The sequence below is a fragment of the Marinobacter excellens LAMA 842 genome, assembly GCF_001574445.1.
GTDB classification, from domain to species: domain Bacteria; phylum Pseudomonadota; class Gammaproteobacteria; order Pseudomonadales; family Oleiphilaceae; genus Marinobacter; species Marinobacter shengliensis.
The window spans coordinates 37,331-52,797 of the sequence record NZ_LOCO01000012.1 but is presented as its reverse complement, the minus strand read 5'-3'; the positions used below and the strand labels follow the sequence as shown (position 1 = coordinate 52,797).

The 15,467-nt window shown below is 52.5% G+C and carries 18 protein-coding genes; all 18 read left to right on the top strand.

The window, feature by feature from the left end:
- The first annotated feature begins 10 nt into the window (after positions 1 to 10).
- The 18 genes from J122_RS11565 to J122_RS11480 all read left to right on the top strand — a co-directional run bounded on the left by J122_RS11565 (position 11) and on the right by J122_RS11480 (position 15,294).
- A complete protein-coding gene (locus J122_RS11565; RefSeq protein ID WP_061332461.1) occupies positions 11 to 946 on the top strand; it encodes an acetaldehyde dehydrogenase (acetylating) in 936 nt (311 codons plus the stop codon).
- A gap of 13 nt (positions 947 to 959) precedes the next feature.
- Positions 960 to 1,997, top strand: a complete 1,038-nt coding sequence (dmpG, locus tag J122_RS11560) for a 4-hydroxy-2-oxovalerate aldolase (protein ID WP_061332460.1) — start codon at positions 960 to 962, stop codon at positions 1,995 to 1,997.
- Positions 1,994 to 2,788, top strand: a complete 795-nt coding sequence (dmpH, locus tag J122_RS11555) for a 2-oxo-3-hexenedioate decarboxylase (RefSeq protein WP_061332459.1) — start codon at positions 1,994 to 1,996, stop codon at positions 2,786 to 2,788. The genes dmpG and dmpH overlap by 4 nt, the downstream gene beginning before the upstream one ends.
- Before the next feature lie 9 nt (positions 2,789 to 2,797).
- Entirely contained in the window at positions 2,798 to 2,989 is a 192-nt protein-coding gene (locus J122_RS11550; protein ID WP_027951160.1) for a 2-hydroxymuconate tautomerase, read from the top strand.
- 37 nt (positions 2,990 to 3,026) lie between these two features.
- Positions 3,027 to 3,713 (top strand): hypothetical protein, encoded by a 687-nt coding sequence (locus tag J122_RS11545; protein WP_061332458.1) that lies wholly within the window; start codon positions 3,027 to 3,029, stop codon positions 3,711 to 3,713.
- A gap of 111 nt (positions 3,714 to 3,824) precedes the next feature.
- Positions 3,825 to 4,769, top strand: a complete 945-nt coding sequence (locus J122_RS11540) for a ketopantoate reductase family protein (protein ID WP_227510180.1) — start codon at positions 3,825 to 3,827, stop codon at positions 4,767 to 4,769.
- A 9-nt stretch (positions 4,770 to 4,778) separates the two neighbouring features.
- Complete coding sequence (locus J122_RS11535) at positions 4,779 to 5,528, top strand: fructosamine kinase family protein (protein ID WP_061332457.1); 750 nt, start codon at positions 4,779 to 4,781, stop codon at positions 5,526 to 5,528.
- 341 nt (positions 5,529 to 5,869) lie between these two features.
- Positions 5,870 to 7,063, top strand: coding sequence for a type II secretion system F family protein (locus J122_RS11530; RefSeq protein WP_061332456.1), 1,194 nt, complete (start codon positions 5,870 to 5,872; stop codon positions 7,061 to 7,063).
- A 17-nt stretch (positions 7,064 to 7,080) separates the two neighbouring features.
- Complete coding sequence (locus J122_RS11525) at positions 7,081 to 8,775, top strand: GspE/PulE family protein (RefSeq protein ID WP_197463844.1); 1,695 nt, start codon at positions 7,081 to 7,083, stop codon at positions 8,773 to 8,775.
- Positions 8,756 to 9,631 carry a hypothetical protein gene (locus J122_RS11520; RefSeq protein ID WP_156471752.1) on the top strand — a complete coding sequence of 292 codons (876 nt, stop codon included), beginning with the start codon at positions 8,756 to 8,758 and terminating at the stop codon, positions 9,629 to 9,631. Before J122_RS11525 ends, J122_RS11520 begins: the two co-directional genes overlap by 20 nt.
- Entirely contained in the window at positions 9,621 to 10,145 is a 525-nt protein-coding gene (locus J122_RS11515; protein ID WP_061332453.1) for a hypothetical protein, read from the top strand. The genes J122_RS11520 and J122_RS11515 overlap by 11 nt, the downstream gene beginning before the upstream one ends.
- Positions 10,142 to 10,693, top strand: a complete 552-nt coding sequence (locus tag J122_RS11510; protein ID WP_061332452.1) for a GspMb/PilO family protein — start codon at positions 10,142 to 10,144, stop codon at positions 10,691 to 10,693. Before J122_RS11515 ends, J122_RS11510 begins: the two co-directional genes overlap by 4 nt.
- Positions 10,683 to 11,159, top strand: coding sequence for a hypothetical protein (locus J122_RS11505; protein WP_061332451.1), 477 nt, complete (start codon positions 10,683 to 10,685; stop codon positions 11,157 to 11,159). The genes J122_RS11510 and J122_RS11505 overlap by 11 nt, the downstream gene beginning before the upstream one ends.
- Positions 11,128 to 13,467 carry a secretin N-terminal domain-containing protein gene (locus J122_RS11500; protein WP_082780575.1) on the top strand — a complete coding sequence of 780 codons (2,340 nt, stop codon included), beginning with the start codon at positions 11,128 to 11,130 and terminating at the stop codon, positions 13,465 to 13,467. The genes J122_RS11505 and J122_RS11500 overlap by 32 nt, the downstream gene beginning before the upstream one ends.
- A complete protein-coding gene (locus tag J122_RS11495; protein WP_061332449.1) occupies positions 13,467 to 13,973 on the top strand; it encodes a type II secretion system protein in 507 nt (168 codons plus the stop codon). Before J122_RS11500 ends, J122_RS11495 begins: the two co-directional genes overlap by 1 nt.
- A complete protein-coding gene (locus tag J122_RS22490) occupies positions 13,973 to 14,380 on the top strand; it encodes a type II secretion system protein (protein ID WP_061332448.1) in 408 nt (135 codons plus the stop codon). Before J122_RS11495 ends, J122_RS22490 begins: the two co-directional genes overlap by 1 nt.
- Positions 14,381 to 14,383: 3 nt before the next feature.
- On the top strand, positions 14,384 to 14,797 hold the full coding sequence (gene gspG / locus J122_RS22485) for a type II secretion system major pseudopilin GspG (protein WP_061332447.1): 414 nt from the start codon (positions 14,384 to 14,386) through the stop codon (positions 14,795 to 14,797).
- Positions 14,785 to 15,294, top strand: coding sequence for a type II secretion system protein (locus J122_RS11480; protein WP_061332446.1), 510 nt, complete (start codon positions 14,785 to 14,787; stop codon positions 15,292 to 15,294). Before gspG ends, J122_RS11480 begins: the two co-directional genes overlap by 13 nt.
- Positions 15,295 to 15,467 lie beyond the last annotated feature (173 nt).

Below are 15,467 nucleotides of genomic sequence, written 5' to 3'. Positions count from 1 at the left end.
GGACAAGATTATGAGCAAAAAACTGAAAGCCGCCATCATCGGCTCGGGCAACATCGGCACCGACCTGATGATCAAGATCCTGCGTAACGGCCAGCACATCGAAATGGGCGCCATGGTCGGTATCGACCCGGAATCCGATGGCCTGGCCCGCGCCAACCGCATGGGCGTAGCCACCACCCACGAAGGCGTGGACGGCCTGGTGAAGATGCCGGAATTTGCCGACATCGACATCGTGTTTGATGCCACTTCCGCCGGCGCCCACAGGCACAACGAAGTGTTCCTGCGTGGCCATAAGGAAAGCCTGAAGATCATCGACCTGACGCCGGCAGCCATCGGCCCCTACTGCGTCCCGGTGGTGAACCTGGAACAGAACCTTAATGAAGGTAACGTGAACATGGTCACCTGCGGTGGCCAGGCCACCATCCCGATGGTGGCTGCTGTTTCTCGCGTCGCCAAGGTTCACTACGCCGAAATCGTAGCGTCTATTTCTTCGAAATCAGCCGGCCCCGGCACCCGCGCCAACATCGACGAGTTCACCGAAACCACCTCCAAGGCCATCGAAGTGGTCGGTGGCGCCCAGAAGGGCAAGGCCATCATCATCCTGAACCCGGCTGAGCCGCCCTTGCTGATGCGTGACACCGTCTACGTGCTGTCTGACGCTGCTGATCAGGCGGAAGTGGAAGCCTCCGTCGAAGAAATGGTGCAAGCCGTGTCGTCCTACGTGCCGGGCTACCGCCTCAAGCAGAAAGTCCAGTTCGACCTCATTCCTGAAGACCAGCCCATGAACGTCCCGGGTCTCGGCCGCTTCAGTGGCTTGAAAACCTCCATCTTCCTGGAAGTGGAAGGTGCGGCCCATTACCTGCCCGCCTACGCCGGCAACCTGGACATCATGACCTCCGCCGCCCTCGGTACCGCCGAGCGCATCGCCGAATCGCTGGTCAACTGAGGAGGACCGAACCATGACCTTTAACCCCGGTAAAAAACTCTACATCTCCGACGTGACCCTGCGAGACGGCAGCCACGCCATTCGTCACCAGTACTCCATCAAGAACGTGCAGGACATCGCACGGGCCCTGGACAAGGCGAAAGTCGACAGCATTGAAGTCGCCCACGGCGACGGCCTGCAAGGCTCCAGCTTTAACTATGGCTTTGGCGCCCACACCGACCTGGAGTGGATCGAAGCCGTGGCCGAAGTGGTGGAACACGCCCAGATTGCCACCTTGCTGCTGCCCGGTATCGGTACCGTCCACGACCTGGACAACGCCTACAAAGCCGGTGCCCGCATTGTTCGTGTCGCCACTCACTGCACCGAAGCCGATGTCTCCAAACAGCACATCGAGCACGCAAGAAAGCTGGGCATGGACACCGTCGGCTTCCTGATGATGAGCCATATGCAGACCCCGCAGGGCCTGGCCGAACAAGCCAAGCTGATGGAAGACTACGGCGCCACCTGCCTCTATGTGGTCGACTCCGGCGGCGCCATGAACATGAACGATATTCGTGACCGCTTCCGCGCCCTGAAAGACGTACTCAAGCCGGAAACCCAGACCGGCATCCACGCCCACCACAACCTGGCGCTGGGTGTGGCCAACTCCATGGTGGCGGTGGAAGAAGGCTGTGACCGCATCGACGCCAGCCTCTCCGGCATGGGTGCCGGCGCTGGCAACGCCCCGCTGGAAGTGTGCATTGCCGCCTTCGACAAGCTGGGCTGGAACCACGGCACGGACGTGTACGCGCTGATGGACGCCGCCGACGACATCGTGCGCCCGTTGCAAGACCGCCCGGTAAGAGTCGACCGTGAAACATTGGCCCTGGGCTACGCCGGTGTGTACTCCAGCTTCCTGCGCCATTCCGAAGTGGCGGCGCAGAAGTATGGCCTGAAGACGGTGGATATTCTCGTTGAACTGGGCAAACGCCGGATGGTGGGTGGCCAGGAAGACATGATCGTGGACGTGGCGCTGGACCTGTTGAAGGCGCAAGAGGAGCAAAAAGCATGAGCAAGACCCTGAGCAATGACCAGATGCTGGCCCTGGCTGAGCACGTAGAAAATGCCGAACTGAACGCCCACGATATCACCAAGGTCACCAATGATTATCCGGACATGACCTTCGAAGACGCCTACGACGTGCAGTGGGAAATCCGCCGTCGTAAGGAGGCCCGTGGTAACAAGGTGGTGGGCATGAAGATGGGCCTCACGTCCTGGGCCAAGATGGCTCAGATGGGTGTGGAAACCCCCATCTACGGCTTCCTGGCGGATTACTTCAGCGTACCGGACGGCGGTGTGGTCAACACCAAAGAGCTGATCCACCCGAAAATCGAAGCCGAGATCGCCTTCGTGACCAAGGCGCCGTTGCACGGCCCGGGCTGTCATATCGGTGACGTACTGGCGGCGACGGATTTTGTGATCCCGGCGGTGGAAGTGATCGACTCCCGTTACGAGAACTTCAAGTTCGACCTGGTGAGCGTGGTGGCCGATAACGCCTCATCCAGCCGTTTTATCACCGGTGGCACCATGGCCAACGTGGCCGACCTGGACCTGAAAACTCTCGGGGTAGTAGTCGAGAAGAACGGTGAGATTGTGGACGTCGGCGCCGGTGCTGCGGTGCTGGGCCATCCGGCGTCCAGTGTGGCCATGCTGGCCAACCTGCTGGCTGAGCGCGGTGAGCACATCCCGGCCGGCACCTTCATCATGACCGGTGGCATCACCGCGGCGATTACGGTGGAAGCCGGTGACAACATCAGCGTTCGCTACCAGGGCCTGGGAACGGTCACGGCCCGGTTCGCATAAGGAGGTTTTATGCCCGTTGCTCAAATCAACATTCTGGAAGGCCGTACGGACGAGCAAAAGGAGATGCTGATCCACGAGGTGACAGACGCCATTGTCCGTTCCCTCGGCGCGCCGGTTGAAAGTGTTCGTGTCATTCTCAACGAAATGCCGAAGCAACATTTCGGCATCGGCGGGCAGTCAGCAAAAAAACTGGGGCGATAAGCCCCGGCAATTTCGCCGTCTTATTAGGAGAAGACACATGACAAAACTTCCGGTGTTATTTGTCTCCTGTGACGCTGACAGCATCCAGTCCCGGGAACAGACCTGTTCCGGGCCTGCCCGGATGATCTGGGGCAAGCAGTACAAGAGCGTGGTGGTGATCAGCTCCCGTGCCGATCAAAAAGCCCCGGAAATCCTGCAGCTTAAAGGCAACGGCTCCACCGCTGGCAGGATAAAGACGCTGCTCTCAGACCAGGGCTTTGAGCCGGAAGTGCATTCACGGGATGTCGTAAGCCGGCACCAGTTGTTCCGGGTGCTTCTGGCAGAGGAGCCCGGGGAGTTAACGGAGCTGATCCTTAATACCGGTATGAGTGAGCTTGAATATCGGCGAGTCGGGCGGTGTCTGGAGGTGCTTCGGGAACAGGATGTCCTTTTAATCTGCCTTGATGACAAGGCCTGCCATAAAGAGGCAGATGGTATTTCCCTGCACGACCGGCATTTAAGGGAGTTGCTCAGTGCCTGGGCACAGGATCAGCAGTGGGGGGCCGTGATGTCGTTCAAGGGAGATGCTGCGGGCTCCGCCCAGAATAATCGCCTGGATGACCCGACGGTGTGCCTGCTCAATGCCGCGTTTACCCTGGGGGGCTCGCAGTTTCCCCAACGGATGTTCAGCAGTGGAATGAACAATGCGGCACAGATGCTGTCCGGATTTGGCTGGATGAGATAGCGGCGAGCCGCTGTATTGGGGTCGCGAGCTGACGGCGCTGCGGGCCTGATATACTCTGGGCTGCTGTCCCTGAACGCTCTCTGACCAACGCCCTGACTGATCGAGGTTGCCGTGGTTGCTTTGAAGATTCTGATGATCGGTGCTGGTGGCATCGGAGGTTACTACGCCGCAAGGTTGGCTGACGCCGGTCACCAGGTTGTGCTGACGGCCCGTGGCGATCACCTTGAGGCATTGAGAGCAAAAGGCCTGACCGTAGATTATCAAGGGCAGGTTCTCCAGCATCGCCTCCCGGCCTGCGATCATCAGGAGCTCATTCGGGATTACCACCCGAATGATTTTGATCTGGTTGCCATTGCCCTCAAATCGACGGCGACCGGTGCCGTGATGACGGAGCTTTCTGACTGGCTGTGTGCAGGCTCCGTTCCGGTGCTGTCTCTCCAGAATGGTATTGATAATGAACCCCTGATTGCCGAGGTGGTGGGCGAAGAACGTGTGCTCGGCGGCCTTGCGGTGCGCATTGGCGGCCACATAACCGAGCCGGGCAAGGTGTTCGCCGAAGGCGTGGCCCAGATCGTGATAGGCGCCTGGCCCATACCAAAAACTGACGACCTACGAGTGGAACTGCTCAAGACTTTGGCGTTGGCTTTTAACGAGGCGGGCATTCCCACCACCGTATCGGAAAACATCCGGTACGAACTCTGGCGCAAGCTGGTCATCAACAATGGAGTTAATCCGTTGTCAGCGCTCACTCATCTGGATACCCGCAGCCTGACTCATCACCCGGAGTTCGGCAAAGTGGTCTACGGCATGATGGCGGAAACGGTTAAGGCATCGGAAGCAGACGGGGTGAACCTGACACGGCAAGACCTGGATGACATGTTCGAGCTGATCAGCAACTTCAACGCCATCAAAACCTCCATGCTGGTGGACAACGAAAAAGGCCGTCCGCTGGAGCTGGACAGCATCGCCGGGGCCGTGCTGCGCCGGTGTGCGCAACTGGGTGTGGATGCGCCGTATACCTTTACTGTGAATGCCTTGCTGCGCCAGCAGCAATAGGGCGACGTTATGTTTGTCAAAACCAACACCACCGGCTTTGCCGATGCATTAACCTGTGAGGCGGAGGGGCTGGAAAGCCTTCGCGAAGTGTTGGTGCAGGTTGGTGTGGAGCATCTGAGAATTCCGCAAGTGGCTGAGGTCGATCAGTACAAGCTGGTGATGACCCAGATCGTGTCGGTTGCTCCGGACGAAAGGGGCCAGGCCCTGCTCGGTGAGGGCCTGGCCCGACTTCACCAGCAAGAGCGGGAACACTACGGCTGGGGCCGGGATAATTATATCGGTCTGTCACCACAGCCCAACGGGCTAACGGAATCCTGGGGGCAGTTCTTTGTCGACTATCGACTCCGGTATCAGGTCAGCCGGATTGCTGATCCGGTTATTAGAGAAAGATTTCAACGCGTTGTTGACCAAAGTAGCGCTGCGCTTACCCGCTGGCTGGACAGTCACTGCAAGCACCCCAGCCTTCTGCATGGTGATTTGTGGCGTGGCAATGTGTTGTTCGATCACGACGGCCCCTGGCTGATTGACCCTGCGGTCTATCAGGGCGATCGGGAAGCGGATATTGCCATGACAGAAATGTTTGGAGGCTTCGGTGCGGCCTTCTATCGCGCTTATGACAGTGTTTATCCTCGCTCGGAGGTCTATACCACCAAGCGCGAGATCTACAACCTCTACCATTACCTGAATCACTACAACCTGTTTGGTGCCGGTTATCTAGGTGGCTGTGAGCGAGGTATGGCGGTTGTCGCGGATTTCTGAACGTTAGTCACTCAAACGAAACCCGAGCACCCGCAGTTTGAGACAAGTCAGAGGTAAGGTACGGAGATGGTGTGCCTGGGAAAGTCAGGCGTTCTGGCAGAAAGTTTGCACTCCATCACAATGCCTGCTCACAATCAGGCGTCCAATGTAAAAGAATGTCAAATTCGAAGGATTGATGGATTGCCTTTGGTGTAAGATGAACAAATCTTAAACGGATTTTAATGTAAGGCTTCGCATGCAGTGGATGCATCCTTCCTGCGTATCTTCGCAAACTGCTCTTCAATTTTCGCTCTCTAGTTCAAAGGGCAGCTCTCCTATACTGTCGAACTTCCGGGGCAGTGGTGCCTGAGTTCATTTTTAGGGCTCTTGATGGGGAGGGTGAACCTGTAAAAGGCTCACTGCACGCCACCAATCGGGCGGAAGCACAGACCGCGCTCGAATCTCGAAGCTTGTTTGTCGAAAAGCTCTCTCAGAACGTGTTGTCGGCTTCTCGAAAAGTCCGTGTAAGTGACAAGGAATTTCTTGGGTTTACCAAGCAATTGGCGTCTTTATTAAGGGCGGGAATGCCTCTGGTTGAATCTATAGCGATCGCCAGAAAACGAGGGCACAGCAAGGCCTTCGGCGCCATTCTAGAAAACATAGAAGCCAAACTTAAGGATGGCGGGGCATTAGCGGATGTGTGTGGACAGTACCCTGATGTGTTTGACGAGATTTTTCTGAGTAATGTTCGCACGGCGGAAAAAGGCGGCGGGTTATACCAGGCGCTCAGCGAATATCAGTCATACCTGGTCCGTCGAATTACCTTTCAGTCCACGCTGAAAAAGGCTATCGCCTATCCCGTCTTTTTGGTGGTCACGCTGGTGGTTGTGCTGGGCTTTCTGTTTGTCTTCATCGTTCCTAGTTTTTCCGAACTCTTCGACAGTTTCAATGCCGAGCTCCCCTATGCCACAAGGCTTGTTCTTGGTCTCGCCGAGACGTTTCCGGTCTTCGCGGGTGCCCTTGTGGCTATGGCGGTGTCATTTGGTCTGTTTTTGAAATTAACGAAAGAGAAAGTGGGCCTTCAACAACGGCTTGATGCCATGAAGCTGAAGATACCGGTGGCGGGAAGGATTGTGCAGCATAGTCGGTTTGCCCAGATTTCCCGAAACATGGCCACTATGGTGTCATCAGGAATGCCTTTGGTGGCCTCGCTGGATAGCTTGGCTGAAAGTTTCGAGAAAACGTCTTCTGGCCCGCAGCTCCGCAATATTAGAGAGCGGGTAATGGAAGGTATTCCTCTACACAAAGCAATGCTTGAGCAGCAGTTGATGTCAGAGCAAGCCGTGATGCTTATCGAGGCGGGTGAGAGCGCCGGTGACCTCGCGGGCATGATGTCAGAGGTTGCTGATTATTATGAAAGTGAGCTCACAGACCGGCTCGATGTAATTATGAGCCTTTTTGAGCCTGTTTTAATGCTGCTGATCGGGTTTGTTGTGGGGGGCATTATTGTCTCAATGTATCTGCCGATTTTCTATCTCGCAGAGGTGGTTCAGTAATGGGAGTCAAAGAGCGAATGACGCTTCTAGACGCTTTGTCTGAACTCAAATATGTCGAATCAAATTTTGACTTCGATGTTGGTGAGTTTGAGGCGTCATCTGACTTTGAGGCCGCTCTGGTTGAAAGGGGGGTGGTCACGAAGTCCCAGCTCAGTAAGGCCCTGGCATTCCAGCTGGGAGTAAGAGAACTGGAACTAAGGAGCGCCGGTCTTACGCATCAAGTCTTCGACATCCTTCCCTTCGAGATATGCAATCGGTTTCAGGTCGTCCCGGTATCGGATACTGATGGAGTGGTTGAAGTAGCGTTTTCAGATCCGCGTGACCTGAAGTTACAACACCTGTTGGAATTCTATACACAAAAGCGTGTTCGATTTTGCGTTGCGGATTCCGACTCAATACGCCAGACATTGGCGACTCTTAACGAGAAGCACGATGCACTCAAAGACGTCACTGATGGAATGCGACTTGAAATTGTGCTTGATGACGGAAAAGAGAACAAGTCTTATTCGCTTGAGGAGTTCGGCGAATTGTCGAGTAGCCCGGTTGTGCGGCTGATAAATACAACCATCATATCGGCCCTGAAAAAACGGGTTTCCGACATCCATTTTGAAGTGTATGAATACGGCATTGAAGTGAAATACCGGATAGACGGCATACTCTACCCAGCCACTGAAATGCTAGACAGTTCCTACCATGCCTCATTGATTTCCCGTCTGAAAGTCATGGCGGAGCTGGATATTGCAGAAAAGAGAATCCCACAAGATGGACGTTTCAAGCTCAAAGTTCAGGGCAGGGAGATCGATTTCCGATTGTCAGTTATTCCAACCACGTACGGCGAAAATGCAGTAGTACGAGTATTGGACAACCTATCAGGCGCTCAATCGGCCTCGGAGCTTAAGTTAGATAACCTGGGAATTCAGCCAGAGCAGCTTAAATATGTTCGGCGCGCAGTCAACGAGCCCTACGGGATGATTCTCATTGCCGGCCCAACCGGTAGCGGAAAGACCACCACCATATACTCTGCACTGACCGAGATAAATTCTGGAAGAGAAAAAATCATCACGATCGAAGATCCGGTTGAGTATCAGATTGATGGAGTTATGCAGATCGCCGTCAATGAGAAAAAGGGCCTTACTTTTTCCTCCGGTTTGAGATCCGTTCTTCGCCATGATCCAGATAAAATTCTTGTCGGTGAAATTCGGGATGCTGAAACGGCGAGCATAGCCGTCAGGTCTGCGTTAACCGGGCATTTGGTTTTCTCTACGGTACACGCTAATAACGCAATAGATGTGATTTCGAGATTCCAGAATATGGGAATCGATATCTTCAACTTTATCTCTTCATTGAACTGTGTAGTCGCGCAGCGGCTGCTCCGGGTATTGTGTCCCAGCTGTAAGGCCCAAACCCACTACGATTCGACCTATCTCATTGAAATGGGGTTCACGCCGGAAGAAACCGACGTTCCCTTTTTTACGGCTTCAGGATGTGAGGAGTGTGGGGGCACCGGGTATCGGGGCCGAACAAGTATTGCCGAAGTTCTGGTGCTGAATGATGATCTCCGGCATCGAATACTCGAGAGGCAGTCGGTTTATGAAGCGCTGAACGCCAAAGATCTTTGCGGAGCACTTACACTGCGCAGATCTGCGCTAAACGCGGCCAAAATCGGCCTCAGCTCTTTGGAAGAGGTAAACCGTGTTACGTTTGTTGAGTAAGGCTTCGGACTATATGCACCGCAAGCATGTGGGCAACCTTGCCCTTGTGTTGGGGAGCCGACAGGCGGTGGTCAAGTATCAAACTCTGCCTGAGCCGCACGAAAGGGCCTTTGCCCGAGAGCTGGATATTAATGGGGCTGACAAACAAAGCGCCGCCTGGTCCGCCGAGGAGCGAAAGCTGTTAGAGGGGGTTCCGTGTTACGTCGCACTGCCTGATTACGAATTCTGCTACAGAATATTGCCGTCTGCGAAGCTTCCTGAAAAGAAAAGCTCCGCTATGCAGTTTATAAAATGGCGCCTTGAGCAGGACCTAGGTGAGCTTCAGCATGATTGCGAAGTGGCGATCGGCCAGCCTGATAGCGATGCCAGGTCTGCGCTGATGCTTAAGTCAAACCGTTATCAAGAAGTTTCGAATCTCGTTCGAAGCGCCAGCGCCCAGCCGAAAATGCTTTTGCCTCTTGGCTTTTACATCCTGTCGGAGCTCCAGCGTTCTCCCGAGAGCTTATCATCGCTTTTATCGAATAGGGTCTTGATCTTTCTCTGGGACGACTTCTGGTCTTTCTTGAGCGTGAATGCAAATGGCGCGATCACCCATTATCGCTCATGTCGTTGGTCAGCCAAGCTGACCAGAGCTGAGGAGATAAATGAACTGGCCGCAGAATTCGGCTTCTCGATTCGGGCGGCCTCAGGTGTTGCTCTGCTAGCCGGGCTTGGTGCGTTGTGTGAGCTGTACCAGAAAGAAGCCGAGTTGGAGCGATACTCAGTTTCAATGATTGAACGTTTTGTCTTTGGCGAGAATGAACAGCTCCAGCAAAGAAACGAAATCCTTGATGTGATATTACGTTATGAAACCTGAGTTTCCTCATTTCTATAGCGATCCCAGATTGGGCATCAAGCGTTTTACCGCACTTGTACTAATTATGGCGGTGTTGACTTCAGGGGTGTTTGTCTTCGAAGTGGCCTCTTATTATTTAGCCGATTCCGAGATTGTCAGCAACAAGCTAAAGATTGACCGATATCAAAAATTGAGAAATGAATCTCCTGATACATTGGTACTTGAAAGCAAGTACCTGGACGCAGTTAGTAAATTGGACCTTGTGAGTTCAGCTCATGGCTCCAGCCGGAGCCTTGATTCGGTTCTGGATAGTTTAGAGAAGTCTATTGATCAGAACAGTGTCGTCGAAAGGGTAATTTTCGACGCAGGAAAAAAACACGCGCTGGTCTATGTGAAATCGGTTTATCCAAGAGAGCTGGAATCTTCAATAACATCCAGCGACGTTGAAGCAATGCTGAACTTCTCAATCTTGTCCAAGAAAACCGCTGGCAAGTCGCCCTATGAGGTCATTTATGAACTGAGGGCTGCCCTATGAATCGAGAAATAAAAAATTGCTTGCGGGATCCCCTGTTTCGAAGGGTCTTGTTTATTTGTTGTGTGATTTCGTTGGCGGCAATTACCTTTCACTTTTCACTTTATACCTCGTCTGTTTCGGAAAATGACCAACTAAGACGTCAGCTGGATGACGTGAAAGCTCAGTATTCGTATCAGCAAAGGCTTTCGGGACAGTTGGCCAGGCTTGAAAATGTTCAAGTGCGCCTCGAAGCCTTGAGTGCAATGTTGGGGCGAAGATTCAGTTCGGTTGCATTTTCTGCCGACATGGAACGCTTTGTTAGCGAATCAGGAGTCGAGATAGTCGCCCAGTCATACTCGCCTGCGCGGGTTCACGGGCAATTTGAGGTCGTAGAAATTAATGTCCGAGTGGCCTCTGATTATAAGGGAATGCGTAGATTTATCAGCCTGATTAAGGAAAGCCAGTTTTTTGTCGTGATTGATAGGGCGAAGCTCGAATCACGAGGTTCAAGAATATTGGGAGACCTGGATCTCCAGGTGCGATATTTGGGTGGAAATAATGGCGAATAGAAATCGACTTAAGGCCGGTCTCGGAGCCATCGTCCTACTTGTATTGATACTTCTTAATATTAAGAAATACTGGTTGGAAAATGATGCAGGACAGACGGAGTATCGAACATATAACGAAGTTGCGGAGTTGATAATCCCCCCGGCACTCACTGATGACAGTAGTGGTGGTTCCACGCGAGATATTTTTGTCCGGCTGGATGCAGATGAAATAAGCTCCTCAGAACATGATGCCGAAAGAGTCGAGGAGGATCCAGCACCGGCCAGCGAAACCGTCCAAGAAAAGGTTGCGGATATTGGCTCATATAAGGATATTGATTTGCTTGGTGTGAGTATGCGCGCTGAAGCCTCCATGGCTCTTATTAGATACGACGGCCGATCCTATTACGTGGCTGTAGGCGATGTGGTAGGTGGTCGTTATTTCATAGAACGTATTGATGAATCTGGTGTTTATGTATCAACAAAGTAGTATGAAGAGCCTCCGCATTTGGCTGGTTCTTTTGGTAACCGGACTGGTGTCCGGCCTTGGTGGTTGCGCAAGCCAGCCAACCAACCATGATTTGGCCTACTACCAACGCATGGTGGAGGAATATCCGCAGAACCAGATTTTCAAGCTTGAATTGCAACGAGCTGAGTTTCTCAAAGAGCAGGAAATTAACAGAAAAGCTCAGGAAATGATTAATTTAGTTCGATATGATGCCGCAGCGCTCATTGTAGCGGAAGGTCTTGCGGAGCTGCCAGAAAGCCTCATCTTGAAAGAGCTTAAGGAAAAGCTGGTAGATCTGTCCGATTCCATAGCAGCCTATGACAACGCTATAAAGCTGATTGAACAGGGAGAGGTGGTTGCTGCCATCGACGCTCTGGAGCAGTCGGTCCGGTTAGATCCTGGTAACGACGAAGCCATGACCCTGCTGAAGCGAATAAAGAAACGTCAGATCCCCAGCCGGAGAGTGGATACCATTGATCTTAATTTTAATAAACTGGAGTTACGCTCAGCTATTGAGTTCATTGCGCGCTCTTATGGTATTAATGTTATTTTTGATGAATCGGTAAAAGATGTGCCAGTCACTCTGGATATTGATAGTCTTGATTTCTATCAGGCGCTCGATTTGATGCTTCAGATGTCAAGACACTATTTCAAAGTGGTTGATTCCAAGACCATCGTGGTCTATCCGGATAGTAAGGACAAACGTGCACAGTACGAAGAACTGATGCTGCGGGCCGTTCAGCTAGAATTCATTAACGTGAAGGATATGGCTGCGATATTAAAAGCAGTCTTGAATATAGGCAACATAACGCTTAACGAATCTAGTAATTTACTAATGATAAGAGAAAGCCCGCAGGTGATGGGGCTGGTTGATCAGTTAATTACGATCAATGACGTCCCCCAGCCTCAAGTCCTTCTCGATGTCGAAATACTTGAGATTAATAAGAGCAATTCCAGGCAAGCTGGCGTGGATTTTGGCAGCTATCAGATAGGGTTGTCGACAGACTCTATTCCGATCAGTGAGTCGATATTGGGCTCTATTAACGAAAATTCGGAAATGACAATTCCTTCGGTCTCATTGAAAGCATTGAAGCAAGACGTTGATGCAAAAATACTGGCGAATCCCAAAGTGCGGGTGGTAAACCAAAAGCAGGCGAAAATCCATATTGGCGACCGCGTCCCCCTCAGAAGTTCATCGATCCTTGATGCAACGGGGCAGACGCGAACCACGTTCGAGTATCAGGAGATCGGGATTCGTCTAGCGGTAAAGCCGCAGATCCACCCCAATAATGACACCACGTTGGAAGTATCGCTTGAAGTGAGTGCCTTGGGGGAGAACCTTGGCACGACAGAGGAGCCGGCCTTTCGAATCGGCTCAAGGAATGCCGAAACCATGATGGTCCTCAAAGATGGTGAAAGCGTGCTGTTGGGTGGTTTGATCCGTGAAGAAGAGCGCCGGTCGTTTTCTACCTTCCCGGGAATTGAAAGAGATTCGTTTCTCGCAAAGCTCTTTTCGTTCTCGGACACATCTGAAGGGAGAACCGATGTGCTCCTGACGATAACACCAAGAGTGATTCGAAAGAATCGTCTGAATGAAGTCTTGCATGACCTTGAGATGGAGACAGGAACACTTGAGCGGACATATGCGCCTACAAATGATGCTATTTATCGGTTGAGAGTTGGCGCCCCCAAATTTACCAGCATCGATCAGATGGAGGCTGACCAACGATTAAACCTGTCAATCGATAGTGGTTTGACCGCTGAGTCATCGGCGAAGGTGGTGGGAGACCAGGTTCGCAGGTCTGAGCATACGCACAACGCACCGCCCGCACCGGAATTGACTCCATCGCAGAACGATGTTGGCCAAGCGCCCCGTCCCGTCAATGATTCCTCCCCCGTACTGTCAGTAACCCCGGACAAACAAGAGGTCGCGAGCGGCGCCGAGGTAACACTGAGGCTGCAGGTGACGTCACCGGAAGATCTCAGGCAAATAGCGAGTGGTATTTTGTTTAATCCAAATATATTGGAGTTTGTTGGGGCCGAGGTGATTCAACCGTATACGACAGACGTCGCAGTGAACTTGGATTCCACGGGCGGCTCTGCTTCTATCGAGGTGGATGTGAATCCAGACCTCCAGGGGGCGCTGGATGCCGTCGGGGTGATTGAATTGACGTTCAAGGCGCTTCGCAATGGTACGAGCTTTATTGTACTGAAGACTCCGGTTTTAACCTCGGAAGGAGGTGGCAAACAGGGTGGGATTGCAAGAAACGGACGGGTCACGATCAACTAATGAATATTGTTATCTTGAAGCCGGCGGAGAGTCGATATGTCAGAGGTTTCTCGCTGGTTGAGATGCTGGTATCCCTGACGATACTGGGGATCCTCGCCTCCGTAGCGATTCCATTTGCCGAGGTAGCAGTGGTCCGGCAGAAGGAATACGAGTTGCGGGAAAGCCTGCGCACGATCCGAACAGCTCTCGACCAGTTTCAAAGCGATTGGCAGGGCGAAGTCATTTCCCGAATTGATGAAAGCTCAAGTCGCAATGGCTATCCCGTGACACTGGCGGTGCTGGTGGAGGGCGTACCGCTAAACAATTCCCAAGACATAAAGAAGTACGTGAGGCGAATTCCTCGCGACCCGTTCAATGACGATACTTCCAGCTCGGAAGAGCACTGGGCATTGAGATCATCGCAGGATGATCCTGATTCGACCTTGTGGGGCGGAGAAGATGTATTTGATATCAGGTCAAAAAGTCACCGTGTTGCCTTGGATGGCAGCGACTATAAGGACTGGTAATGATGTGCTCACCCGCTTTCAGAGCAGTCCAGAATCGTCGAAGAAAACACTCAGGATTTACGCTGATCGAGCTTTTGGTGGTTCTTACCATGATCGCTTTGATGGCGAGCCTGGCCGCACCGGTGGTCTACAAGTCAGTAGTACGGGCAAAAGAGTCGGCCTTAAAGGAAACACTTCAAATCTCGCGACTTGCCCTTGACGACTTCTACACCGATAAGGGGCGATATCCGTCAACACTGAGCGAGCTGGTAGAAGAAAAGTACCTGCGGTCCGAGCCGTACGATCCCGTGATTGAAAGCAGCACGCAGTGGGTGCTTGAACGGTCCTATGAGAGGCAGGGGATCATTGATATCTCCAGCGCCTCAAACGAAGCAGCCCTTGATGGCAGTTTATACAGTGAGTGGTGAAGTATGAAAAAGCAAACCGGTTTTACGATGATGGAGCTATTGATAGTGCTGGTAATTATTGGCCTGTTGGCGGCACTGGTTGGCCCCACCTTGTACAAACAAATCAGCCCAGCTAAAGCCTCCGTTGCAAAAGCTCAGATTCAGAACTTCATGAGCGCGCTGGACGCTTATTTCATCGACACGGGGAAATTCCCTTCCAGCCAGCAAGGTCTGGGAGCGCTGCGAGACAAGCCATCTTCGGTTTCGGGTTGGAATGGGCCTTATCTCCAGAAGGAGCTTCCGAGTGATCCTTGGGGGAACCCATACGTTTACCGGTCGCCGGGCCGAAATGGAGGATATGAAATCATCTCTTATGGAAGCGATGGTGCTGCGGGTGGGGAAGGCGATGCGAGGGATATTAATAGTTGGGAAAGTTAATAGCCGCGCCCAAATCCGTGAGACATGGTGGCTACAGCTATCTGATTCTGTTGCTGGTTATAGCGGTCACTATGATTTCAACTTCGGTTGTCTCCAGAGTGGCGTCGCAACTTCATCAGCGTGCGATGGAGAAAGAGCTGATTTTCAGGGGCGAGCAATACCGACGGGCAATAAAGTCCTTTTATGAGACAGGAACGCCAAGGCGTTATCCCAGATCAATTGATGACTTGCTCCTGGATCCCCGATTTGTGTCTATCCACCACTTGAGGAAACCATGGGGCGATCCGATGGGCGGGCCAAATGGCGAGTGGAGAATGGTGTTAAACGCCTCCGGCAATATTGTTGGAGTGGTCAGTAAAAGTGATGGACGACCGATAAAAAAGTCAGGCTTTCCGTCGAACTTATCTCACTTCGAAGATGCTGAGACTTATGAAGACTGGGTTTTTGCGCACGATCCGCAAAATCTCATTTTGAAGGAAAGCAATTTCTTCCCGTAGTGGGTGGGCGATATTGTGAAAGTTTGCAAAACCGGGTTTTAATTTCCGATTTTGCGACGTGGTGGCTGCGAGCAGAATGAGATAATTGATATAAATGTGAGGTTGTTGGGTTTGTATCCTTGATCCAGTGGAAAGCCTGACCCATACAAATTAAACTCGCCAATCCCGCGCTT